This is a genomic window from Oceanicaulis sp. MMSF_3324 (assembly GCF_030733545.1).
In the GTDB taxonomy this organism is placed as follows: Bacteria; Pseudomonadota; Alphaproteobacteria; order Caulobacterales; family Maricaulaceae; genus Oceanicaulis.
In genome coordinates this window covers 76,106-101,127 of record NZ_JASHIU010000007.1, presented here as the reverse complement: position 1 = coordinate 101,127, position 25,022 = coordinate 76,106, and the positions used below count along the sequence as shown (strand labels likewise).

The window sequence follows — 25,022 nt, the reverse complement described above, 5'->3', positions numbered from 1 at the left end:
CAACATATAATTGAGCGCGACAAGCTCTTGTCAGGCTTGTGGGTTCCAATGCCAACTCCGCTCGCGATGCGCCAGAGAAGAAGGGGCAATTGATGCTTCAGTCATGCCTGTAGATGTCTGACACAAAGTCCGTCAGTCCGCCTGTATTCGTCACGGCGAATCTCCGCAAGGTCGGACGCTCTTCGTGGCTCCCGCTCAACAAGAGAAATTGGAACTGCAGGTCAGCCCGCACAAAGGCCCCGCATTCTGCAATATCCTGGGGCAGGATCAGGTAGGCGTCCCCATCCAAACGCTCGGGCCGCGGTTGTAGAACACAATCGGTGAACTCTCCGGCATACCGCCCGCTTTCCGCACTCGCATGATCAAGCGCGACATGAATTTCATCAGGGATATCGGTCACGCCCGAGAGCCGGAAAATGCTCCGAGTGCCCTGGTTCACATCACCGACCCATTCAAAGACTTCACTGGTTACTTCAAGGCGTCCATCCGCCCGCGTGGACCTGCTCTTCACCCCTCTATAACGATACATATCGAAGGAAAAATTCGTCAGATCACCCTCCGCGCCAACCGCCAGACGTCTCATATAGACCCGCCCTGGTGCGACTCCATATCCTGAAGACTCGCTGACCTCTGTGCGCCCCATCGTGAAGCGAAAAGTCAGGTCTGCGCGTCCGAAGTCCCCGCAGACCTCCAAATCTTCAGCGAAAATGAGGTAATCCCAGTCTGTCGCGCGCGCCGGATTGATATCGAGACGACAGTCTGAAAAGTCGCCTTGGTAATCTCCTCTGAGACTGCCTGCGATGCTCACATCAATCGTTCGCGGCGCGCCACCTCGTATGCCGGCGATCCTGAACACGCTCTGTGTCGGGGCATTGGCGTCACCTGTCCAGCCGAACACCCCCCATGTGGACTGCAGATAGCGCTCCCCGGTTTCCCTGTTTGTTTTAAGGGTCGGGACGGCGGGATTGTCTATACCGGCGTACCGAAAGTTGTAAAAATCGGTGATGCCGCCATCAGGAGACTGGACGATCCGGCTGACCCGAGTTGGGGAAAGACTCTGGCTAGTTTCACTCCCAAGGACAAAGCTCAGAGAAATATCGGCTCGTCCCCTAAAATCGCAATACGCCTCTAGATCCGAAACCCGTACAACATACTCCCCGCCCCGTCGCCGTTCCGGAATGTAAGGCAATTCGCACTGTCTATACCCACTTGGAGATTGGCCCGGTTGGGATTCGAAATAAAAGCCCACAAGAACGTATTGAACGCGCGTATCGACCGCCAATCCCTGATAAACGAAATACTCTGTGATCGCGCCGACGGAAGAACTCCCGATCCATTCAAGAATGCGGCTGTCTTCAAAGCTCTGTGGTTGATCCACCGTGGCCTCAAGCGAAGCAGGTACAGCCTCACGGATCTGGCTCTCACTCACCTGTATATTGTTGAACCGGTCATAGCCGGCATCCGTCAGAGCCCCCTCCCGGTCCAGAAAAAAGCGGCGCATTCTCAGTCCGGCGTCCACATCCTCAGGGTCCGCCAATATCTGGAAGCGTAGTGTCGCCCGACCAAATTCACCGCACACCCCGAGATCGCTGCGGATAATCAGATACTCCGACCCGGAATAGCGCTCGGGTCGGATGGGCAGAGAGCAATCGGTAAAGGCATACTGATAGTCACCTGAGGCCGCCCCGGCGATTGCAACATTGATCCGGTGGGGCATGGAGCGATCCAGTCCCACGATCCGGAAGATGCTGGACTCGGGATTTTCGGAATCCCCGACCATGCTCCAGGGACCTGCCGTCACAACCTTTCGAATCCGGTCCAGCTCGCCATCAATATTCAAAGACACCGGAATTTCGATCACCTCATCGGAATGCTCCGGACTCAACCGCACCACACCGGTCAGGCCATCCGCCAATTCCTCCTGGATGTTGACTGAAAACACGAGGTCCAAAGGCCTCTCCAAGTCCAGAAAAAATGTATCGGAATGCTCGGCCCGAGGATACGATGCATCAGAAATACTGACCCATTCAGGGTGGCTCAGAACATGCAGCGATCGGCTGCTGTAATAGTTTTCGTAGAACCTGTAGGTCTCAGTATTGAAACTGTCTCTTTCATGCGACGCATTTCGCGCGACATAGGTCCTCGGACGGATCAGGATCACCCCGCCGACAATCACGCCGCCTTCCTGCAGATAGGAAATCGCCTTGTTGATGGAAATCTCGCCCGCCGGGACATGCTCAAGGGCTCGTGGCGGACGCCGAGCCGTAAACCGCAAGGCGTCCAGAATTTCATCAAACGAAGCCTCAGGCACGGCGTCCCGAATAATCGCTAACGCCCCCGTCAGATGCGGTGCGGCCATGGACGTGCCGCTCATATGCAAGAGACGGGAGCAAAGGTAGCGGATATCCGGATAGGTACCGACATAGGCTCCGACGGTTGAAGACGCACACTCTCCCGACTCTGAGGGCGCCTCAGTGAAGGCCGCAGCCGTGATCGCATCCCCCGGTGCATAGAAGTCCAGATACTCTGAATGATTGGAGAAACCGCTCGGTGTCATGCCTGAACCGGTCGAGCCTACAGAGAGGACTTCCGGAATGCAGGCCGGCGCTGATAGCGCATTTGAGAAGCTGTCATTCCCGCTTGCGACAACCGTGAAAACGCCGGCCTGCGCCAATGACTGGATGATGCTGCGCCGGGGATCGTCCATGCAGGGCTGAGCGAACTCTCCACCGCCCAAACTCATATTGATAGCAGTGAGACCGAGCTCGTCTTTCACGGAATAAAGCCATTCCAGGGCTTCGATCTGACGACTGATCGGGCTGAGCACGCACTCGCCCTCACGCCCAGGATAATAATCCGCGCACACCTCTTCATTGAACCGGGAGAACACTTGCACGGCGACCAGCTTCGCCTCGGGGGCGACGCCCTGAACCCTGGAGTGCTCACGAAAGCTGCGTCCGACCGCTATGCTGGCGACATGAGTGCCATGAAAGCACCCCTCCGTACCGTTCTCAGGGTCGGCTGCCTTGTCCAGGCAAGGCAAAGCAAGGGTCGCAGAGGTCAAAGAGGTTTGACGGGCCTCGCCGTTCTCGCACAGGGATGCACTTTCGCCTGCAACAGCCGAACTGAAGCAGGCGCTGGCTTTGATCGCATCCCGGAACATGACGTGATAGGCGTCCACACCCGTATCGAGCACGGCGACTGTGCTGCTCCGTCCTTCGAACCCCTGCCCCCAAGCCTGCCACGCCCCAATTCTATGCGTGGTTTGATCCAGTTGTGGTGCGTTCAAGGCATCCTCGAACACGTACGAGACATCGGGGTGGCTTGCCAGATTCACAATCTGTGCAGGTGTGGCTCTCAAAGCAAAACCAGCACTCAAGGGAAACTGTGCATAGTGTGACGCAGAATTTGATTGTTCGCTTTCGGTGGATGACAGGAACCTCTGAGGTTCCGTCGCTTCGCTTATGATTTGCTCAATACGCGCCTCAAAACTCGCTAAAGCCGCCTCTCCGCGTATATCGGGCACGCTTCGCAGGTCACGTTGATACGGATCATCGTGAAGCATCACGATCACACCGATGCGCTCGCCGGAACGCGCGCTATTCAGGGCCCGCTCGCTCAGCGGAGCGGACATGGCGCTTTCCAAGTCGGCAGGAACAGACTCGGACTGACTGGCGTTCGCCGCTCCCAGGAGCTGGCTGCCCAACATTGTCGCGATGAACAGTAACGTAGAAACGCGCATTATTCCCCCCCGTGAAGGCGCGATCAGACACCTTCACGGTGCATTCTGGAGCACCATACGCGTTCGGGGGGAAAATCGAAGGGTTAATAAATTATTCCAACACACAAACGCCCTCCGCCTCGAGGCGAAGGGCGTTATGTTTTGTCAGGCGGATCGCAGGCTCTAATCGTTGTCGAACCCGAAATCGGTCAAGCCGCCGGTTCGCGTCACGGCAAAGCGGCGCATGCGCACTGTGTCTTGCAGGATGGCCGCGTCGGCGCGGATCCGGAAGCTCAGATCGCCGCGTCCGAAATTACCGCAATCGGTGAAGTCCGCAGCGCCGATGACATACTCATTGTCTCCTGCACGTGACGGCCGGAGCGTAATGGAGCAGTCCGTATACGCGCCGGTGAACAGACCACTTCCGGCTGTGGCATTGGCGATCGCCACATCAATGGTCTCGGGAAGTCCGCCATCAATCCCCGTGATCCGGAAGACGGCCTGGGTTCCGGCCTGCGCATCGCCCACCCATTCAAAGGGACCGAACACGACTTCCTCGCGGCCGCCCGAGATCGCACTCGGCGTCTGGCCAGCGCCGGCCACGGCGTCAAAACCGAAATCGGTTATGTCGCCCTGGGCCCCGAACGCCAGCCGGCGCACCTTGATCCGGCCTGGAATATCAGTGAGGGCTGCACGAATCCGGAAGGTCAGATCGGCCCGGCCGAATGCGCCGCAATCGGCGAGGTCCTCTTTCAGAATGAGGTAGTCATTCGCGCCAGCGCGCTGTGGACGCAAGGTCAGGGCACAGTCGGCGAACCCGCCTGAATAATCGCCCGCCGCCGCGTTTGCGACAGCCACCGCAATGGAGGTGACAGCGCCGTTAGAGACGCCTGCGATCCGGAACTGGTTGGACGTCGCGGCCGTGCTGTCGCCCGTCCATTCAAACGGGCCCACAATCACCTGTCCCTGCCCGGTGCCGAGATTGGACGGCTGAACGCCGCCATCCGAGGCCGCATCCACATGATAATCGGTCAACGCTCCGTTGGCCTGGCGGATAAAGCGCTGCATGCGCATGCCCGTCACATCACCATCAGTAGCGTTGATGCGCGCCGACTCCGCTGTAACCCGGAAGGTCAGGTCCGCCCGTCCGAACGCGCCGCAATCGGCAAGGTCCTCGGGCAGGATCTGGAAGTCATTGTCACTGCGTCGGCTGGACCGGATCGTCAGGGCGCAATCGGAAAACGCCCCGTCATATCCAGGCTCGGACGCGTTGGCGATCGCCACATCGACATTAAGCTCATCGCCCTGAAGGATCGGGCCGAGACGGAACTCGCTGCGCAAGGCGCCATTGGCGTCATACGTCCACTCAAAGGGACCGAATTGCGCCTGGGCCAGCGCTTGCGGCGTGTCCCCTGCGAGCTGCGGATCGGCCTGACTGGCGAGCTGTTCGGGCGACACCTCGTCCGCGGCGCCTGCAATCGCGGCGACACGCGCGGCCATCGATTGAGACACGCCCGTTCCCGCCGAAGGATCAAAGGCTGCATCCGTCAGCCCGCCTGATGAATTGAACAGGAAACGTCGCATGCTCAGCTGCGCGGCGTCGGCTTGCTGAACACGCACATCCAGATACAGGTCACCGCGGTCAAACCGCGGACAATCGGCGAAATCGGCTGCGCCAATGATGTATTCATTGCCCGAATAGCGGTTTGGCCGGATCGTGAAATCGCAAGCGATGGACGCGTTGGAAACCGACTGACCATCCCGGTCGCCCCAGCGCTCGATATCGGCGGAAATCGCGCTCGGCATGGCGGTGTCCAGTCCCACAATGCGGAAGATGCTGCCCGCAGACTGGTCCACATCGCCCACCCACTCAAAGGGGCCGAACCGCACGGTTGCGATGCTCGGATCCAGGGGCGTCGTCAGATGAGCGCTGACTTTCAGCCGAATCCGCGTCGACGCGCCATCAACCGAAAGCACCAGCTCTCCCGGATTGAACCCGTCAGCAAGCCCCTGACCATTGATGCTCAGGCGCAGCTCGCCTGTATCGTCGAACGTCAATGCGGTTGAAGACACCGAGTTTCCGCCATTGTCGCGGAAGTCCACGCTCAGCCATTCAGGCTTGCTGACAAGTCGGATCGTCCGCGACTGACCACTGTCGTTGGACAAGCCCCGGGTCGTACCGGGAAAGGACGCCACATCGCTCGATGTATTGCGTGTGTCATAACGCGTCAGGGAATCCAGGGACACAGAGCGCACGACGCCGGAACCGGTGTTCAGGAAGTCATGAGCCGCGTCGATCTGGATACGGGCGTGCACACGGTCGGTGAAGGCGTCCATGACCGGTTCGCCCGTCACCTTCAGCGCTGTGAGCATGTCGGCCACGCTGGCGCTTGGAAAGGCCTGACGTAGCAAGGCGAAAGCGCCCGCCACATGGGGCGCCGCCATGGAAGTGCCGTCAGAGTTGATGAAATAGTAGCACCAGCCTTCAGAATTGGCGTCCGCGCCGTTCTGACACTCGGCGCCCGGCGTGATCTGCTCGGAGCCGTAAGCCGCCAGGATTTCGACACCCGGCGCCAGAAGGTCGAGATAATCGGCATCGTTGGAGAATTCAGCCACGACATCATTGTCATCGACCGCGCCGACGGAGATCGCGCTTTCAATGCAGGCGGGCGAGCTCAGCCCGTTCGCAAAGCCGTCATTGCCGGCCGCCACCACGACAGCGATCCCGGCCTGCGTCAGAGCGCTCATGGTGCGGTCATAAGCAAAGTTCTGGCATGGCTCGGCATTGGCTTCAGAGCCGCCCAGGCTCATGTTCACAGCCGCCAGGTTCAGCGTAGCCCGGTTCAGATACAGCCAGTCCAGCGCTTCAATCTGGTCGCTGCGCGGAGAGCGCACACACGCACCATCCGGCGTTTCATCCTCGTCCACGCACTCTTCAGGCTCGAAACGACTGAAGACATTGACCGCCACGATATCAGCCGCCCGCGCGACACCGGAAATCTGGCGACCACTGGTCAGGTTCAGAACGCGCCCGGCAACGGTCGACGCGACATGGGTGCCATGAAAGCAGCCGTCGGTGCCGTTGACGCTGTCGATATTGTCCTCAACGCAGGAATCGCCAGCTTCGGCGGATGTCAGAGACGTCTGCTCATCTGTTCCGTTCGGACAGAGCGAGGAAGAAACACCCTCGCTGGTCGTGTTGAAGCAGGCGCTGGCCGTAATCGCCGGTCCGATCATGGGGTGATCATTCTCGACCCCGGTGTCCAGAACCGCCACAGAAACCCCAGCGCCCGTCACGCCCTGCCCCCAGAGGGCGCGCGCCCCGACCTGGGTGATGGAGCTGTCCGTCATGGGACGGTAAAGGGCATTTTCAAAAACGTTGGCCACACCGGGCGTGCGCCGCATGGCAGCAATCTCAGCGGCATTGGCGTTCACCACAAAGCCTGGCGTGAAATCAAAGGCTTCATATCCGATAGACGGATCTGCACCGTCTCGCTGAGCCACCAGAGCGGAGGGAAACGCCTCACGCACCACCGCACGGCGCATATCCGCAATCCGCGCCTTGAGATAATCGCCCTCCGGGTCATCTTCGGCGGCGGCGATCATTTCGTCGACCGACACATCAAGGATCACGATGACCGAGGTCCGCTCGCCTCGCCCCAGCTGCGCCAGGGCGCGGTCGGAAACGGGTCCCGTCAAGGCGATTTGCGATGGCTCCAATCCACCCTGCTGCGCGTGCAGCGCGCCAGAGGAAACCAGAATGGAACCCGCCCCCAGAAGGACGGCCAGAAGGGTCTGCGTTTTGCTCATACCGATCTCGATTTAACCTGCCGGGCCTGCGCCCATGGGACGATGCAACTGGTCAGCTTGCACGTGAACAACAGCTGAATGGCGCGCCAGCCGGGCCGCCTCTTCCGCCGTCAATCGAATTTCAAAGGCGTAGGCGGAGACGAAGCTGGCGCCGGGCCTGGGCCCTTGGGCGCCGAACACCGCCTGAAGGGCCTCATCGCGCTCGGCCTCCAGCTCCCTGCGGGCCTCGGCCGCCGCTTCGGCCGTCTGGGGCGCCGCCCCGGTCCGCATCAGGGTCACGATGTAATTGCTGCGATCCACGCGTTCAGAGTCCGAGGCTTCGATCACGGACGAACCGGCCGTGGGCGAACAGGCGACCACAGAGCCCATGAGCGCACACGCAATCAGAGCCGTCAGCCCTGATCTTGATGATCTGTGCGATTGCATCGATCTCTCCACGCTCCGGCGCCCCTGCCAAGCCAGCGCTCAGTCTCAACCCATGAAGTAGAGTATTCCTTAAAAGCGTCCAGAGATCGACAGGCGTCATCAATCCGCCGCCCTGCGGCCCGCATCGCAAAGCGGACAACGCAGCCTATCAGCGCGTCAGCGCACGCTGACCCGACTGAAATCAATGACGATCATGATGGGGATAAATGGTGCCCGGGGGCGGATTCGAACCACCGACACGCGGATTTTCAATCCGCTGCTCTACCAACTGAGCTACCCGGGCGCCGCAGCGCGCCATGAGGCGTGCGCCGCTGAGGACGCGGTTTATAGGCAAGCACGCGGGGGCTGTCCATGCCCTCAAATCAGTCTTGTGCAGTCCGTATGCGATTTGTCCGGTCTGCCTTCCCACTTGCGGGTTTATACACAGGCCTGCTAACCGCTCCTGCGTAATATTTTCAAAACCTCCCCAACCTCCGAGGACCGCAATGCACTCCAAAGTCTGCGTCAGCGCCCTGGCTCTACTGGCCATGCTGGGTGACGGCGGTCTGGCGTTCGCCCAGACCTCCCAGGAAGATGTGATCACCATCACTGCGGGTCGCGCGCCCGGCGCGCAGACCGGCGACCGGCCGGTGGTGACGCTGAGTGCTGATCAGCTGGACGCCAGCGGCCTCTCCGATCTGGGCGACGCGCTGGCGTTCAGCCCGGCCATTGTCGGCTCTGAATTCAACGACGATCCGGGCACCCAGAACGACACCTCGGGCACCTCCAGCGTCAATCTGCGCGGCCTTGGCCTGGGCGCGACGCTGGTGCTGGTCAATGGCGTGCGTCAGGCGCCGACCTCGGTCGCGTCTGATGACGGGGCCAGCTTTGTGGACATGAACGCGCTTGTGCCCGACATCGCCATCTCGCGCGTTGAAATCCTGAAGGACGGCGCCTCACCGCTGCATGGCTCGGACGCCATTGCGGGCGTCGTGAACGTCATCACCGACGACCGGTTCGAGGGCGTGCAAGTCGAGCTCGAAGCCCGCGGCCCCGATGGATTCGACGGCGCCGGCTTCACCTCGATCCTGTCAGCACGGGCGGGGCAGTCCTTTGGCGCCTTCAATGTCATGGGGGCGATCAGCTATCGCGACATGGACGGCGTGGAAGGGTTTGAGACCGATTTCATTCCCGGCACCGGCCTGTCCGCCCTGGGCCAGCCAGGCGCCTATTCGGTCTCAACGCCGGGTGGTTCCCAGATCATCATTGACCGCGATTGCGAAGCCGGCGGCGGCCAGCCGCTGGTGCTGGGCGCGGACACGGCTCTTGGGACGCCGGGCTATTGCCGGCTCGATTATGGTCAGTTCTTCTCACTGATCCCCGATGAAACCCGACTGAACGCATATGGCGCCGTGACCGGTGATTTCGGCGATACGCGCCTGACCGTGCGGGCGGCCTGGGCCGATTCCCAGCTGACGCGGGGCAACTCCCCCTCCCTGCCTGCGCTGAGCTTCCCGACCATTCCGGCGGCCAATCCAGGCAATTATTTCGGACAGGATGTCATCTGGAACGGGCGTCCGCGCGGCGTCTCCGCCGGGGCGGCGCGTCGCAGCTTCGACCATGACACGCTGCGGCTCGACGCCGGGCTCTCCCATGACTTTACCGCCTTTGGCCGGGACTGGACGGCGGACGGCGTGCTCGCCTATTCCCGCAATGAGCTGGAAGCCGACATCACCGATCATATCGGCGATCGTCTGAGCGCCGCGCTCAACGGTTTCGGTGGGGCCAACTGCCAGCCGGGCGCCAGCGCCGGCGATCAGAGCGCCGGTTGTTACTGGTTCAATCCGTTCGGCTCGGGCGGGCTCGTCACCGACTCCAGCGATCCGCGCTACAATGATCCCGCCGTTCTGGACTGGATGCTGGGCAAGGATGTGCGCACCTCGACCTCAGAGCTGACCAGCCTGGACGCCAGCCTGACCACGGCGTCCGTGTTCGCCCTGCCCGCCGGTGACGTCTCCCTGACCCTGGGCGCTCAGCTGCGCAATGAAAGCCTGGAGGTCAATCACGGCGAAACCTTCAACAATGACGCCTTCCTGTTCATCGTCGGCGGCCCGGACTATGCCGGCGAGCGCGATGTGGCGAGTCTGTACGCCGAAAGCGTCATTCCCCTGCATGAGCGCGCTCGTCTGACCCTCGCCGCCCGCCATGAGGATCTGGAGGATTTCTCCTCGACCGATCCCAAGGCGGCTCTCGCCGTGGATGTAACCGACGCGCTGACCCTGTCCGCCAGCTGGGCGCAATCGTTCCGCGCGCCGTCGCTGCACCAGCAAGTCAGCGCCACGACGACGCTGCAATCGCTCACTCTGGGCAATCAGAGCCTGTTCCGCCCCGTACGCACGGTGGGCGCGCAGGATCTCGCCCCGGAAACCTCTGACAGCATCTCGCTGGGCGCCAGCTGGCGCCAGGGCCCATGGACGGCGCGCGTGGACGCCTGGCGGCTTGAGGTCGAGGACCTGATCATCGAGGAGAGCGCCAATGCCATCCTCGCCGCCGACTTCGCCGATGACGGGGTCTACAATGATCCGCGCGTCGAGCTGTCCCAGACCGGCGATGTGGTGCTGGTGCGCGCCAACTTCGTCAACGCCCCGAGCGTGGAAGCCCAGGGCGTGGATGTGGCGCTGAGCCATGACGGTGTGGATCTGGGCCGGTTCGGCACGCTCAATGGCGGTCTCGAGGCGGTCTATATCGACGAGTTCACCCTGTTCGATCCGGTGCTGAACACCGAGATCGAAGCGGCGGGCAACCGCAATTTCACCAATTTCGCACGCTCACTGCCGCAATGGCGCGCGAGCCTGCGGGCGGGCTGGATGAACGGGCCGTGGAGCGTGAACGCCCAGGCGCGCCACATCTCATCCTATGATGATGATGAAAACGGCGGCGCCGAAATCGACAGCTGGACCGCCTATGACCTTCAGGCGGGCTGGACCGGCGGCGTGCGCGGTCATCTTCTGACCGCCAGCGTCGGCGCGCTCAACCTGTTTGACGAGCAAGCGCCCGAGGTGAACACCCCGCTGGGCTATGACACCAAGGTGCATGACGCCCGCGGTCGGGTGCTCTACGCCCGGATCAGCGTCCAACGCTAAAGAAAAGCCCCGCAGCCAGGCTGCGGGGCTTTTTTTGTCAGGAGTCGTCTTCTTCGCCGCGCGCTTCCGGCGGCAGGGCTTCGGGGGGCACAGGCTCGCCCGGCACGGCGTAGGCGCCCGAAAACCAGCGCCCCAGATCGGCGTCCGCGCAGCGGCCCGAGCAGAAGGGTTTGTATTTGGAGTCGACCGGCTTGTTGCAGATGGGGCAACCGGGCTTGGTCTTGCTCATAACGGACGCACCTCGAACTCGCGCGCGCCGCGGGCTTCATCCAGCACCAGTTCGAACCGGTCGCCCAGACGCGATTTCATCGCCTTGGACCATCCGATGGCGTCTTTTTCAAGCCAGGCGTGAATGTCGGCGCCGGCGAGCAGCGCCAGACGCCCGCCGCGCTTGGCCTTGCCTTCCGCCTCAAGCCGACGCAACGCCGCCAGGGCGCGGGTCTCCACGCTCTCCACGCCAAAGCGCTCCCAGGAGATTTCGTGGAGCGCGCGGCCCAGACGCTGGCGGGCCAGCTGGACGATGGCGAACCGGCTCGTCGGAGCGACATCGATCTTGGCCGGGTCGCGCTTGAACGCGCCTTTCAGCGTCTGGTCGAGCTGGCTCTGGTCCTGTTTTTTCTTGAGCGGCAGAAAGTCGATGGCCACTACGCCGCCAATGCCGCGCAAGCGGATCTGACGCGCCGCTTCCCGCGCCGCCGTCTTGTTCAGATCCAGCGCCATTTTGGGCGCCCCGCCCTGCGATTGCCGACCGGCCGCGTCCACGTCGATGACCGTCATGGCCGTCACCGGCTCGATGATCAGGCGTCCGCCGCCCGGCAGAGCGACCCGCGGCTCCAACGCCTCGTCAAAGAGCGCGTCGAGATCGATCTCGGCCTCTTTGGGCGTGCGCACCGGGGCCTCGTACATCATGGACAGGCGTTCCGCGATCGGCGGCGCGGACACGACGATCTCCGGCGCATCACCCGGCTCCACCTCGAACAGGGCGAGCGTGGGGCCCTTTTCCTGGAACTCTTCACGCGCAATCTGGACGCCGATTGCGGCGCCTTCATGCAGGCCGTCCGGACGACCCGCCTTGCCGAAGGGTAGAAAGCCCGCCGGACCGCGGCCAATGTCACAGAAGGCGCCATTGATCGAATTGTCGACCTTGGTGACCCGGGCGCGATAGACCTCGCCGCGCCAGGCGCGCCTGCCGCGTTCAGACCAGCGCTCCACATGCAGCTCGATGGCGCGGTCGCCATCCAGAACAGCGGCCCGGGTTTCCCCCACATGATCAGCAGCGACGATTCTCAAAACACATATCCCAGTCCGACCAGCAATTGACGCGCCTCATAGACCGGCAATCCCATAACGCCGGTGTAAGAGCCGATCAGCTTGCTGATATAAGAGCCGGCCCGGCCCTGAATGCCATAGCCGCCGGCCTTGCCGTCCCATTCACCGCTATCAAGATAGGCGGTGATCTCATCTTCGCTCAGGCGTTTGAATGCGACACGCGTTTCCACGACCCGGCTGGCTTCACGCCCGTCCGGCGCGCGCACGGCGACCCCGGTGAAGACCCGGTGATTGCGGCCGCTCAAAAGGCGCAAACACGCATCAGCCGTGTCGCGATCCTCGGTTTTGGGCAGAATGCGACGTCCGACGCCCACCACCGTATCGCTGGCCAGGACATAACAGCCCGGATGATCCGCAGCCGCCAGCTTGTCGATCGCGAGACGATGCGCCAGATCCCGCGGCAATTCGCCGGGGCGCTCGGTCTCGTCAATATCGGTCGGGGCGATCTGATCGGGCGGTGCGCCGATTCCGGTCAGAAGGTCGCGGCGGCGCGGCGACGCGCTCGCCAGGACAAAGGGCGCGCGCGCAGCGTTCGGCGACACGCTCACCTTACTTGAAGCGATAGGTGATGCGCCCCTTGGTCAGGTCGTAAGGCGTCATCTCGACCAGAACCTTGTCGCCAGCCAGCACGCGGATGCGGTTCTTGCGCATCTTGCCCGCAGTGTGCGCGATGATTTCGTGATCATTTTCCAGTTTGACCTTGAAGGTCGCGTTGGGCAGCAGTTCCACGACTTCGCCGGGAAACTCCAGCAGTTCTTCCTTCGCCATGCAGCTCCTCTTGATCAATGGCGTAAATTCAGACGCATAGGCGTCAAAACGCAAAAATCCCGTACGCTTCGCACATGAAGACTCATGTCAGCGTCGGGTGGTGTCGGGGCGCTATATAAGCGTGATCGCCCCGATCGTCGAGCGTGGTTGTAAGGACTAGTCCGGATTATAGGCCGAAATGCGCGCTTTTATGGCGTCGCGCGCAGCCCGATAGGCCTCAAGACGCGTCTCCCGACCGCCCTCCTCTTCGGCCGGATCGGGAATCGCCCAGAGCAGGTATTCCGCATCGCGCGCTTCGGCGAACGCGCTGGCGGACGGGTCGGCGTCCGCCGCCAGACACACCACCAGCTCGACCGGGTCATCGGCAGTGTCAGCCAGATCGCGGCATTCAAAATTGGACAGATCGATCCCGGTTTCATTCATCACCGAGATCATGAAGCCATCCGGCCAGGGCGCCGGCTCCACCCCACATGAACGCGCCAGGCAGTCCGCCCCGAAGCGATGCTTCCAGAACGCTTCGGCCATGGGAGAGCGCACCGCATTGCGGCCGCAGACGAAGACGACGGAGGGCGCGGCCATCTCAGGCGCCCCGCCGATGAAGCGCGCAGATCAGGGTGAACAGGCGGCGCGCCGTGTCAAAATCCACTTCGATTTTCCCGTTCAGGCGCTCGCGCAACAGCTCCGAGCCTTCATTGTGGACGCCGCGACGGCCCATATCGATCGCCTCGATCTGCCCCAGCGGGGCGTCGCGCACAGCCGCGTAATAGCTCTCGCACATCAGGAAATAGTCCTTGATGATGCGGCGCAGCGGCCCCAGCGAGAACACGAACATGCGCACCGGCTCGCCGTTTTCGCGCTTGATGTCGAAGACAAGGCGCTGGTCCTCGATCGCCAGGCGCAACGCATACGGTCCGGACTCGGAATCGGCGGGCACGAAGGTATTGGAGTCCAGAAGATCAGCAATGGCCACGCGGCGCTCATGCTCCACGGCCTCATCGGCCTTGCCGATGGTCAGTTGGTCAAGCTCGACCGCGACCAGTCGCTGATCGGTCATAGGGAACTCCTGTCGACCCGCACCGGGGTCATGCCTCGTCGTCTTCAGGATGGCTCGGTCGCGCCGCCGCCCGCCAGGGCTCGGACACGTCTGCAAACGCCATGTCGATGCATTCCACCTCAAGACGGAGCTCCCCGCCACCTGAAAAGGTGAAGCTGAGCACGCCGCCCGGCGCCTCTCCGGGCTCGAACGCCAGGGTCAGCAGGCTGATCACCCCGTCCTCATGGCCCTGCTTGAGGCGTTTGGACTGCGCCTTGAGCACCGACCCCACCTGCAAGGCGGCGCGCACACGTTCGCCATGCCCCTTGCTCGGGCCCTCCCAGCGAAAGCGGTTCAGCGCCAGGGTGAATTGCCGGGCCCTGGGTTCGAACTGGAAATCCCCCAGCAGCCCGACAGCGTCCTGCAACGCCGCCGACAGCACCGCCAGATCGTCCGGCGATTGCGCCAGAAGTCGCATGGGCGTGTATCCGGCCATTCAGCCCTCCGCAGTTTCAACAACGCGGCGCACATCGGCGCCACAGGCGGACAGCTTGTCCTCCAGGCGCTCAAAGCCGCGATCGAGATGGTAGATTCGGTTGACCATGGTCTCACCTTCCGCAGCCAGACCGGCGATGACAAGGCTGACCGATGCGCGCAGGTCGGTCGCCATGACCGGTGCGCCCTTCAGGGCGCACGGACCGCGCACCACCGCCTCGTTGCCTCGCACATCGATACGCGCGCCCAGACGTGACAGCTCGGGCGCATGCATGAAACGGTTCTCGAAAATGGTTTCACGGATCACCGATGCGCCCTCCGCCAGGCTCATCAGCGCCATGAACTGGGCCTGCAGGTCCGTGGGAAAGCCCGGGAACGGCGCTGTCTGCATGTCCACGGCCTTGAGCGCGCCCGCACGTCTGACGCGCACGCCGCCCGCTTCCGCTTCCACCTCGACACCAGCCTTGCGCAGCAGCGACCACAGCGCGCCGTTATGATCGAAGATGGCGTCCTTGAGCAGGACATCGCTGCCCGCCACGGCGGCCGCCGCCATGGCGTAGGTGCCCGTCTCGATCCGGTCGGGCACAACCGCCCAATTCGCCCCATCGAGCTTGTCCACGCCCTCAATGGTGATGGTGGGGCTGCCCGCTCCTTCCACCTTCGCGCCCATGGCGTTCAGGCATCCGGCCAGATCCGCGATTTCCGGCTCGCGCGCGCAATTTTCAAGCACGGTCTGGCCCTTGGCCAGTACAGCGGCGAGCATGGCGTGCTCTGTTGCGCCCACAGACACCATGGGAAAGGTGATGCGCGCGCCTTTCAGACCGTCCGCCGGGGCCTTGGCGTTCACATAGCCTTCGGACAGTTCGATCTCGGCGCCCAGCGCTTCAAGCGCCTGAAGGTGCAGGTCCACAGGCCGCGCCCCGATGGCGCACCCGCCAGGCAGGGACACCTTGGCGTGGCCAACCCGGGCGATGAGGGGGCCCAACACGTTGAAACTCGCGCGCATCTTCCGAACGAGATCATAAGGCGCGAACGGCTCGCCCAGATTGTCCGCGTGCATGAACAGCTTCGCGCCGGCGCGCTCTTCGACCGTTACGCCGAGCCGTGCGAGCAGATGGCCCAGAAAGCGCGTATCCGCCAGGCGCGGCATGCGCGACAGCTCCAGCGGACCGTCCGTCAGCAGACACGCCGCCATGAGCTTGAGCGCGGAATTCTTCGCGCCCGAAATCTCGATCTCTCCGACCAGGCGCGATCCGCCGCGAATAAGAATGCTGTCCATACTGCCCTCATGGTCCATTTGGCGCGCGCCGACGCCCAGCGCCCCACCCATCAGCGCCCGTATGTAAGGGCATTCGCACGATGACGAAATGAGGGCGTCACAGAGGCCATGATTTGTAGGCGCAAATCCTCAGGCGCAAGGCGCGCGGCCTATCCGTCCCCATCGGCGCCGGGCGCCTCATCCTTGCGGGCCGCCGCCTTGCGACGTCGCAGATTGGCGCGCAGGGCCTGGGCCAGGCGCTGTTCACGCTCGGATTGGGGCGTTTTGTCTTTGGCGGGCTTGCGATCTTGGGTGCTCATGTGAAATCAACTGCCTTATATCTGCAAAAGAGGTCAAGCCCGGTCTTGGCGCGAGAAGAATCAAGCGCTATAAGCCCGGCTCCGACGACGCGAGAGCATGCTTTCGCACACCGGACGCCGCTATAGCTCAGGGGTAGAGCGTTCCCTTGGTAAGGGAGAGGTCGAGTGTTCAATTCACTCTAGCGGCACCATCCCCTCTTTTCCGATGACTTAACCCACAGCCCCGCACGCCTTGAGCGCACCTGCGTTTGCCCTACACTCTTGGGGTGAATCGATGACAGGCGGGGTCAGGCTGACTCCGTACGTTCGATGTGGCCCGGGGGAAGCATGCATCGATATTGGGTCTTCTCAGCGGCGCTGGCCGGGCTGATCACGATCACCGCCATCGACATCTGGATCAGTCGCGAAGTGCGACAGGAACAAGCCGCGCTTTTGCAGACGGTGTCAGCAACCCGTGATGAGACGGCTCGACTTTATGACGAGCTGGGGTTCGGTGGCCTGATCCATAATTTCAAGAATTATGTCATTCGCGGCGATGACGCCTACAGGGATGAGGCGCGCGCCAATGCCCATGCGCTGGATATCCGGTTGCAGCGCCTGGAGGCTTATAATGCGGAGCTCGGTCTGGAACTGGATCTGAGCTCGGTTCGCGACACGATAACCGCCTATTCCGACCGGCTTGAAACGGTCCGACGCGGTTGGTCGGAAGGTATGTCGATAGAACAGCTGGATGATCGTGTGCGCGTGGATGACAACCCAGCGCTCGATCAACTCGCCGCACTGGATGACCAACTGGACGCCGTCATGCACACGAGCATGGACCGGCTGGGCCGATTGAGCGCCACGCAAAGCATTCTGACCCCGTCGCTTCAGGCGCTCATGCTGGGCTTTATCATTGTCATGTCCGCCCGCATGTACAGAAACCGGTTCAAGACCGCGCGGCAGACCCGCGCGCAGATCGCCAATCTCGACGCATCACTGAAAGCCCAATCGCTGACGCTGGAGCGCATGCACGAAAGCAATGCCGCCCTGGAAAACTTCACTTCCATGGTGGCGCATGACCTCAAGGCGCCCTTGCGGCAAACCACCATGCTGCTTCACTTGCTGGAGCGCTCCGGTTCGGATGAGGACCGCGGCGCCTATCTGAACCAGGCACGCGACAGCCTTGGGCGCGCCAACACGCTCGTCGAGAGCTTTCTCAATCTGGCCCAGCTCAAGGATCAACCGCCGGAAACCGCTCTGGAGGATATCAGCGCAATCTTCCAACAGGCCGTGGACGAGATCGCCCTTCTGTATCGCAAGGCGCCGCGCCGCATTCACATAGACACGCTCGGCGAAGCCTATTGTGATCGCGATCTGATCCGGCAAGTCGCGATCAACCTTCTGACCAATGCGCTGAAATACGCCAAACCCGACACCGCGCTCGAGATCCGGGTTCACGCCACCAAAAGCGACAGCATGCTGGCCGTCTATGTCGAGGATAACGGGGTCGGCATTCCGCCAGAGATCGCCGGCGAGTTGTTCCAGCCCCTGGTGCGCGGGAAGAACGGCGCACAAAAGACCCAGAACTCTGGGCAGGGCCTGGGCCTGGCCTTGTGTCAGACCATCATCGCGGCTCATGGTGGAACGATCGGGATCGCCTCGAGCAATCAGCAGGGCACGAGCATCCGCTTCACTCTGCCGCTCGCCCAACCGGATATTCCGGACGCCTAGACGCCCCGCTCTGCGACATTGAACCAGAAGCGGGAAATCTCGCCGAGCACCTGCTCATAACCCTCTGGCGAGTCCGGCTTGCGGATATAGGCGTTGCCCGCCTTGCTGTAGAAGCGCCGAACGTCCGTTTTGCTGTTGGAAGTGGACAGCATCAGTACCGGAATGCTGCTGAACGTCTCGTCGGACTTCAGGGTGCGTGTGAGCTCCACGCCGTCCATACCCGGCATCGAAAGATCGGTGACGATGAGATCAGGCGCCTCGTGTGACTTGAGAAACTCGAGCGCTTTCAGTCCGTCCTCACAATACTGAGCATCAACATCGAGATCACTGTCATCAAGACTGAGCTTCAGGAACATGCGATCGGTCGCATCGTCTTCCACAAACAGAATGGACTGCGTCATGATGAGGTCACCTGGTCCCGTTCTTGTTCAGACATATATTTGAACGCACATATTACTTTAGAGAAGGTGACCGCGCACCGCCAAGACAATTCAAGGGTGTAGTTAACGACAAGTCAGAACACATCCAGACGCTCGTAACAACCGCTTCGGCATTCATGCCTTGGCGAACCGCCTGACACCCCCTACCCTCGTAAGCAGTTAAAGAATCTTGTCTTTCACCCTCATCTCTCCGTCTCGCGCAGGTCTGGCTGAATGCCCTTGATGACACCCCTGTTCCCGGCGCTCGAGCCTTATGCCAGCGCGAATTTTTTCTCCGCGGAGGGGTATCGCATTTTCTACGAATGCTCCGGGAACGCCGATGCGCCCACAGTGATCTTCATTCACGGGGGGCCAGGCTCTGGCGCCAGCGCGCGCCACAGGCGCTATTTTAACCCGAGCAAATGGAACATCGTTCTGTACGATCAGCGCGGCTGCGGACGCTCCGAGCCGCTGTTCGAGCTCGAGACCAACACGCTCGCGGCCCAGATCGACGATCTCGAACGTCTTCGCGAAACCCTGGGCGTTGAGCGCTGGACGCTGTTCGGTCCGTCCTGGGGCTCCACGCTCGGACTGGCCTATGCACAAGCCTACCCTGATCGTGTCGAAACCCTGGTGGTCGAAGGCGTGCTACTGGGCGAGCGCGAAGAGATGGACTGGTTCCATGATTGCGCCGGCGCAGGCGGGTTGTGGCCCGATGCGCAGGACCGTCTGATGGCGGATACGCCCGAGGCCTTCCGGCGCCCGCCCGCCTTCCGGCAATGGGCGCTGGAGCGCATGCGCGAAGAACTGGCGCAAGGCCGCCCCTTGCTGGAAGGCCTTGATGATCCTGACACCCCGCTGGAAACCTTGCGCCGTTCCATGCTGTATCGCTGGAGCGAGTATGAAGAAACGATCGCCTGGCTCGACAAATCTCCCGAAGACATTCGCGATGACTTCGCCGAAAAGGGCCGCGACTGGCTGACGGGGCATTCGCTTCTGGAAGCCTGGTATTTCAGCCATGATTGCTTTCTGGAACCGGGCCAACTTCTGGCGAATGCGCAGACGCTGACCATGCCCGTCCATATCATTCAGAGCCGCTATGATCTGGTGTGCCCGGGGCGCGCAGCCTATCGCCTGGCGCAGGCCGCGCCGGATTCGCACCTGCACTGGGTGGAACGCTCGGGACACATCATGACCGCACCCGTGCATCGCCAGGTGCGCACCCTGTTTGAAGCGCTGGCCGCCGATCGCTGATTCCACTGCGCTACCAGCTCTCTAACGCGGCGCGGCGCCATTGATCGGTCGCAACGCACACATAAAGATAGCCCCCGTCCCAGCACATCTGGCCCGCCTGCCCCGCCGCTGTGGCGCTTGCCGGCGTGTGCGAGCCCGAGACCTGAAGACGGTCCGATTGCACGCAAAGCCCGGTCAGGGTGACCAGCCCCTCCACAGGATTGACCCGTATCGCCTCTAGCCAGGAGGCGCCATCCTCTGAGACCTTGACCGAGAAAGCGTCCTCACCGGCCAGGCCGAACTCGGCGCGCCCGGACCAACCGGACTGAAAGACCAGGCTGGTAGTGTTCGCAAGGGCGGCCTTGTTCAGAACCAACCGCATATCGCCGGACCCGCCGTCTTCAGCGGACAACAGCACGCCGGGCGACTTCACCGTTAGCCGGTTATGGGAATCCGCACTGGCGCCCACGCCCAGCTGCTCAAGACCCTGCAACTGCCGGATCTGATCGGAGGCCTGTCGCCAGCTGACGCCATCATGAATCAGAGTGCAGGCTTCATCGCGCACATAGACGCTCATCCCCGGCCAGGGGGGTATGGCCGTCCAGACGCCTTCATGAAACACTATCAGCACGCCTTCCGGCGCCCCAGCCCAGTCCGCGCCCGTTACGCTGGAAGGGAGGATATAGCCCTCACCTTCGGATGGCGTGTCCGGCTGAGCGCCCAGAACGCGGCTCAGCACGGCGGCCTGCACCAGTATGTCGAGCCGGGCGAGCGCTTCATTGACCGTCACATGCTTCTGGGCCTGGGCCGGCATCAGCCAGGGCAGGTCCAGTCGGGGCGTACGCTCAGCCATAAGATTTCCTCTCCTCTCTCATCGGGACGAGGAGCCTGAGGCGCCCGGTTGCAGGGGCGGATAACGCAACCGGACTTCCGCACTGGCGAAACCGACGAAAGGGCGGGTTTTCTATTTTGCGCGGGCGGTGTACCCACTGCGCATGACTGACTCTATCCGCTCCCTGGCCGAGGGATTTGACGTCATCGGTGACGCGCAATGGCGCACCATGGCTGAAACCGCCCTCAAAGGCGCCCCGCTGGACCGGCTGGTGCGCAAGACGCTCGATGGCGTTGCGCGCGGCCCCCTCTTCACCCGCTCGGACCTTGAAAAGGTCGGCCCCCTGCCCGCGCCCGGCGCAGCGCCCTATCTGCGCGGGCTGACGGCGGAGCGTGATCCTTACCTGCCCTGGGGCATCCGCCAGATCATCGACGATCCCGATCCCAAGGCGGCCAATGAAGCCCTGCGCACCGACCTGTCCGGGGGCGTCAGCGAGATCGCCCTGGCGCTTGACCCGACCGGCGCCAATGGCGTCGCCGTGCGCACGCTGGATGAGCTGAAAACCGTGCTCGACGGGGTCATGCTCGATCTGGCGCCGGTGCATCTGCAACCCTCGCGCATGGCGCCGCAATACGCCGCCCTCGCGCTGGCCTACATGCAGGATCAGGGGCTGGACCTGAAAACGCTCAAGGGCGGTCTGGGCCTGTCTCCGATTGGTCAGAAATCGCTGGCGGGCGGCGGGGCCGCCAAGCTGCCCGTGCGTCTGCAGAGGACGGCCGAAGCGGCTGCCTGGTGCGCCGAGCATGCGCCCAACATCAAGGTCGTTTCGATCACCGCCAACGCCCCGCACGAGGCGGGCGGATCGGCGGCGCAAGAACTCGCCTTCGCCTGCGCCGGCGGGGCGAGCTATATGCGCGCCTTTATCGATCACGGCCTGACGCCGGATCAGGCCGCCAGTGCGCTGGAATTCAGCTTCGCCGCCGATGCGGACGTCCACCTGACCATCGCCAAGCTGCGCGCCGCCCGGCGGGTCTGGGCGCGGGTGGCGGACGCCTTTGGCTGTTCGCCCGAAGCGCAGGGCATGCGCATCTGCGCCATCACCTCATCGCGCATGCTGACCGCGCGGGATGCGTGGAACAATCTCATTCGCAACGCCTGCGCCGGTCTGGGCGCGGCGGCGGGCGGTGCGGATTCCATCACCATCCGTCCGTTCAACGAACCGCTGGGCACGGCGACGCCCTTCGCCCGGCGTCTGGGCCGCAATCTGCAGATCATGCTGATGGAAGAGAGCCATCTGGGCGCCACGGCCGACCCGGCGGGCGGCAGCTATCTGCATGAAACCCTGGGCCATCGCCTGGCGCAGGCGGGTTGGGACCTGTTCCAGCAGATCGAACGGCGCGGCGGTCTGTTTGAAACCGTCAAGGCGGGCTGGCTGCAGAACGAAGTCGCCAAGACGCGTGACGCCAATGTGGCGCAGTATGCCGAGGGTCGCGAAGCGCTGATCGGCGTGACCCAGTTCGCCAATCTCGAGGAACGCCCTGTCGAGGCGGGCCAGCGTGATTACACGCCGCCCAAGCTCGATGCGCCCACGCTCGAGCCCCAGCCCTTCACCGACAAGCTCGACGCGGCTCGCGCCGGACACGCCATTCGCGTGCTGGACCTGCCCGAACAGGACTGGGCGCCGCTGCGCTATATGCGTTTGGCTGAACCCTTTGAAGCCTTGCGCGATGCGGCGGACGCCCACGCGAAAAAGGCTGGCGCGGCGCCCAAGGCTTTCCTCGCCACGCTGGGCGCGCTGGCGGACTTCAATGCCCGCGCCAGCTTCGCCTCCAACCGCTTGGCGGTGTCCGGCGTTGAAACCGATCAGGCGAACGAATACGCCGATATCGACGCCTGCGCCGCGGCCTTCGCCAAGTCCGGCTCGAAACTCGCCGTGATCTGCGGCACCGATGACGCCTATTCGGACCTGGCCGAGGAGCTGGCTGAAGCGCTCAGGCAGGCCGGCGCCAAAGAGGTCTGGATCGCCGGCAAGCCCGGCGCCATCCCCGGCGTTGATCATTTCATCCATATGCGCAGCCACAGTCTCGAAGATGGCGAACGCGCCCATACAGTTCTGGGAGTGAGCGCATGAGCAAGCATCCCGACTTCACGCAGATCGGTCTGGGGCAGCCCGACATCCAGCCGGGCCCCAAACCCCAGCGAACGCCGTTCGTGACCGCTGAGGAGCTGCCCATCCAGCCCGCCTATACGGCGGCGGATGTGGACGGGCTCGATTTCATCGACGGCTATCCGGGCGCCGCGCCCTATCACCGGGGCCCCTATCCCACCATGTTCGTCCAGCGCCCCTGGACGATCCGGCAATATGCGGGCTTCTCGACGGCGGCGGAATCCAACGCCTTCTATCGGCGCAATCTCAAGGCCGGTCAGAAGGGTCTGTCGGTGGCGTTCGATCTGGCCACCCACCGCGGCTATGACAGCGACAATCCGCGCGTGATCGGGGATGTGGGCATGGCGGGCGTCGCCATCGACTCCATTCTGGACATGCGCCAGCTCTTTGACGGCATTCCGCTCGATCAGATGAGCGTGTCGATGACCATGAACGGCGCCGTGCTGCCGGTTCTGGCGCTCTACATCGTCGCCGCCGAGGAACAGGGCGTCCCGCACAAACAGCTTTCAGGAACGATCCAGAACGACATCCTGAAAGAGTTCATGGTGCGCAACACCTATATCTATCCGCCGCGCCCTTCCATGCGGATCATCTCCGACATCTTCGCCTTCACCGCCAGCGAGATGCCGCGCTTCAACTCGATCTCGATCTCCGGCTATCACATGCAGGAGGCGGGCGCTCCCGCGGATCTCGAGCTGGCCTACACCATCGCCGACGGGCTGGAATACATCCGCTCGGGCGTCGAGGCGGGGCTCGATGTGGACGCCTTCGCACCGCGCCTGAGCTTCTTCTGGGGCGTGTCCATGAACTACTTCATGGAAGTGGCGAAGATGCGCGCCGCGCGCCTGATCTGGGCCAGCCTCGTCAAGGCGCGGTTCAACCCGAAGAACGCCAAATCCCTCGCCTTGCGCACCCACAGCCAGACCTCGGGCTGGTCCCTGACCGCTCAGGACGTGTTCAACAATGTGGGCCGCACGGCGGTCGAGGCGATGGCGGCGGTCGATGGCCATACCCAGTCGCTGCACACTAACTCGCTGGACGAAGCGCTGGCCCTGCCGACGGACTTCTCCGCCCGCATCGCCCGCAACACCCAGCTGGTTCTGGAATCCGAGGCGCATCTCACCGACGCGATCGATCCGTGGGGCGGCAGCTATTATGTCGAGCGCCTGACCCATGATCTGGCCGCGCGCGCGCTCGATCACATCGCCGAGGTGGATGCGCTGGGCGGCATGGCCAAAGCCATCGAGGAAGGCCTGCCCAAGCTGCGCATCGAGGAAGCCGCCGCCAAGACCCAGGCCAAGATCGATTCCGGCCTGCAGACCATTGTCGGCGTGAACAAGTTCCGCCTCAACGAGCCTGAAGACATTCCTGTTCTGAAGGTGGACAACTCCAAGGTCCGCAACGAGCAGCTCGCCAAGCTCGAGACGCTTCGCAAGGAGCGTGACCCCAAGGCGGTGGAAAGCGCGCTCGAAGCGTTGACCAATGCTGCAGACCGCGGCGGCAATCTTCTCGAGCTGTCGGTGAAAGCCGCGCGCGCCAAGGCGACGGTCGGGGAAATCTCGGACGCCATGGAAAAGGTGTTCGGCCGCCACAAGGCGGAAATCAAATCGGTTCAGGGGGTGTTCTTGAAAGCCTCAGGAGATGACGCAAAGGTCAAGAAGGCGCTCCAAGCCTCTGACGCCTTTGCCGAAAACGAAGGGCGCCGCCCGCGTATCCTGATCGCGAAAATGGGCCAGGACGGCCATGATCGCGGCCAGAAGGTCGTCGCCTCCGCCTTCGCCGATCTGGGCTGGGACGTGGATATCGGTCCGCTCTTCCAGACGCCCGAAGAAGCCGCGCGTCAGGCGGTGGAAAACGACGTCCACGTGGTCGCCGCGTCATCCCTGGCCGCCGGTCACCTGACCCTGGTGCCCGAGTTGAAGAAACAGCTCGCCGAAATGGGCCGCCCCGACATCACCATCATCGTCGGCGGCGTCATTCCGCCCGAAGACGTCCCCACCCTCAAGGACATGGGCGCCGCCGCGGTCTACCCGCCCGGCACGGTGATCGCGGATTCGGCGGTGGAGCTGATCAAGCTCTTGGAGAGCTAAGGCTGTGGAGACGAGTGACATGCGCCGCGTAGCTAAATGGCCAGAGTTGATCTTGGTCATAATCGCGGCTCCTCTAATAGGGGGCCTCTTCGTTGGGATTCTGTTACTTATTTTATCTCCTGCCTACTCCAGCCTTTCTGGTGAAACAGCATTCTCACTCTCAGGTTATCCGAACGAGTATTTTTATTTCTTCCTCGGGTGCCTTATAATGAGTGTTTATTTTGGAGCACCAGTAATTATTATCACAGCAATTCTTGGACACTTTCTCACAAGAAGACGACCAATA

Annotated in this window: 19 protein-coding genes and 2 tRNA genes; 6 read left to right on the top strand and 15 right to left on the bottom strand. The window is 62.6% G+C overall.

The features are described from left to right. Positions 1-97: 97 nt before the first annotated feature. From RBA95_RS08570 to RBA95_RS08555, 4 genes are all read right to left on the bottom strand, one after another. The gene (locus RBA95_RS08570) at positions 98-3,742 is read right to left on the bottom strand and encodes a S8 family serine peptidase (RefSeq protein WP_306016436.1); all 3,645 of its coding nucleotides are present in this window, start codon (positions 3,740-3,742) and stop codon (positions 98-100) included. A gap of 162 nt (positions 3,743-3,904) precedes the next feature. Beyond that, complete coding sequence (locus RBA95_RS08565) at positions 3,905-7,531, bottom strand: S8 family serine peptidase (protein WP_306016435.1); 3,627 nt, start codon at positions 7,529-7,531, stop codon at positions 3,905-3,907. A gap of 12 nt (positions 7,532-7,543) precedes the next feature. Next, positions 7,544-7,957 carry a protease inhibitor I9 family protein gene (locus RBA95_RS08560; protein ID WP_306016434.1) on the bottom strand — a complete coding sequence of 138 codons (414 nt, stop codon included), beginning with the start codon at positions 7,955-7,957 and terminating at the stop codon, positions 7,544-7,546. 207 nt (positions 7,958-8,164) lie between these two features. After that, positions 8,165-8,240, bottom strand: a tRNA-Phe gene (locus RBA95_RS08555). Positions 8,241-8,442: 202 nt separating this feature from the next. Here RBA95_RS08555 and RBA95_RS08550 point away from each other — a divergent pair. After that, complete coding sequence (locus RBA95_RS08550; RefSeq protein WP_306016433.1) at positions 8,443-11,079, top strand: TonB-dependent receptor domain-containing protein; 2,637 nt, start codon at positions 8,443-8,445, stop codon at positions 11,077-11,079. Positions 11,080-11,116: 37 nt separating this feature from the next. On the opposite strand, the gene RBA95_RS08545 is transcribed toward RBA95_RS08550, so the two are convergent. From RBA95_RS08545 to RBA95_RS08505, 9 genes are all read right to left on the bottom strand, one after another. After that, positions 11,117-11,308: a DNA gyrase inhibitor YacG gene (locus RBA95_RS08545; protein WP_306016432.1), complete on the bottom strand. Its 192-nt coding sequence runs from the start codon at positions 11,306-11,308 to the stop codon at positions 11,117-11,119. Beyond that, a complete protein-coding gene (locus RBA95_RS08540; protein ID WP_306016431.1) occupies positions 11,305-12,369 on the bottom strand; it encodes a ribonuclease E/G in 1,065 nt (354 codons plus the stop codon). Before RBA95_RS08540 ends, RBA95_RS08545 begins: the two co-directional genes overlap by 4 nt. Continuing rightward, positions 12,366-12,950 carry a nucleoside triphosphate pyrophosphatase gene (locus RBA95_RS08535; protein ID WP_306016430.1) on the bottom strand — a complete coding sequence of 195 codons (585 nt, stop codon included), beginning with the start codon at positions 12,948-12,950 and terminating at the stop codon, positions 12,366-12,368. The genes RBA95_RS08540 and RBA95_RS08535 overlap by 4 nt, the downstream gene beginning before the upstream one ends. A 7-nt stretch (positions 12,951-12,957) precedes the next feature. After that, positions 12,958-13,176, bottom strand: a complete 219-nt coding sequence (infA, locus tag RBA95_RS08530; protein ID WP_009800516.1) for a translation initiation factor IF-1 — start codon at positions 13,174-13,176, stop codon at positions 12,958-12,960. A gap of 156 nt (positions 13,177-13,332) precedes the next feature. Further along, entirely contained in the window at positions 13,333-13,755 is a 423-nt protein-coding gene (locus RBA95_RS08525; RefSeq protein WP_306016429.1) for a low molecular weight phosphatase family protein, read from the bottom strand. A 1-nt stretch (position 13,756) separates the two neighbouring features. Then, positions 13,757-14,230: a UPF0262 family protein gene (locus RBA95_RS08520; RefSeq protein WP_306016428.1), complete on the bottom strand. Its 474-nt coding sequence runs from the start codon at positions 14,228-14,230 to the stop codon at positions 13,757-13,759. A 28-nt stretch (positions 14,231-14,258) separates the two neighbouring features. After that, positions 14,259-14,705, bottom strand: coding sequence for a DUF2948 family protein (locus RBA95_RS08515; RefSeq protein WP_306016427.1), 447 nt, complete (start codon positions 14,703-14,705; stop codon positions 14,259-14,261). Then, positions 14,706-15,983, bottom strand: coding sequence for a UDP-N-acetylglucosamine 1-carboxyvinyltransferase (gene murA, locus RBA95_RS08510; RefSeq protein ID WP_306016426.1), 1,278 nt, complete (start codon positions 15,981-15,983; stop codon positions 14,706-14,708). Between the two features lie 149 nt (positions 15,984-16,132). Next, positions 16,133-16,282, bottom strand: coding sequence for a hypothetical protein (locus RBA95_RS08505; RefSeq protein ID WP_306016425.1), 150 nt, complete (start codon positions 16,280-16,282; stop codon positions 16,133-16,135). Between the two features lie 116 nt (positions 16,283-16,398). Here RBA95_RS08505 and RBA95_RS08500 point away from each other — a divergent pair. After that, positions 16,399-16,473: transfer RNA gene (locus RBA95_RS08500), tRNA-Thr, on the top strand. A gap of 136 nt (positions 16,474-16,609) precedes the next feature. After that, entirely contained in the window at positions 16,610-17,995 is a 1,386-nt protein-coding gene (locus RBA95_RS08495; RefSeq protein WP_306016424.1) for an ATP-binding protein, read from the top strand. Here the strand turns inward: RBA95_RS08495 and RBA95_RS08490 are convergent. Beyond that, positions 17,992-18,396 carry a response regulator gene (locus RBA95_RS08490; protein ID WP_306016423.1) on the bottom strand — a complete coding sequence of 135 codons (405 nt, stop codon included), beginning with the start codon at positions 18,394-18,396 and terminating at the stop codon, positions 17,992-17,994. The genes RBA95_RS08495 and RBA95_RS08490 overlap by 4 nt on opposite strands. 261 nt (positions 18,397-18,657) lie before the next feature. Here RBA95_RS08490 and RBA95_RS08485 point away from each other — a divergent pair, with 261 nt between their 5' ends. Next, a complete protein-coding gene (locus RBA95_RS08485) occupies positions 18,658-19,668 on the top strand; it encodes an alpha/beta fold hydrolase (RefSeq protein WP_306016422.1) in 1,011 nt (336 codons plus the stop codon). Positions 19,669-19,678: 10 nt separating this feature from the next. Here RBA95_RS08485 and RBA95_RS08480 read toward each other — a convergent pair whose 3' ends face one another. Continuing rightward, positions 19,679-20,500, bottom strand: coding sequence for a DUF2793 domain-containing protein (locus tag RBA95_RS08480; protein WP_306016421.1), 822 nt, complete (start codon positions 20,498-20,500; stop codon positions 19,679-19,681). 142 nt (positions 20,501-20,642) lie between these two features. On the opposite strand from RBA95_RS08480, the gene RBA95_RS08475 reads away from it, so the two are divergent. Both RBA95_RS08475 and scpA read left to right on the top strand, forming a co-directional pair. Continuing rightward, a complete protein-coding gene (locus RBA95_RS08475; RefSeq protein WP_306016420.1) occupies positions 20,643-22,610 on the top strand; it encodes a methylmalonyl-CoA mutase family protein in 1,968 nt (655 codons plus the stop codon). Then, entirely contained in the window at positions 22,607-24,736 is a 2,130-nt protein-coding gene (gene scpA / locus RBA95_RS08470; protein WP_306016419.1) for a methylmalonyl-CoA mutase, read from the top strand. Before RBA95_RS08475 ends, scpA begins: the two co-directional genes overlap by 4 nt. Positions 24,737-25,022: the final 286 nt, after the last annotated feature.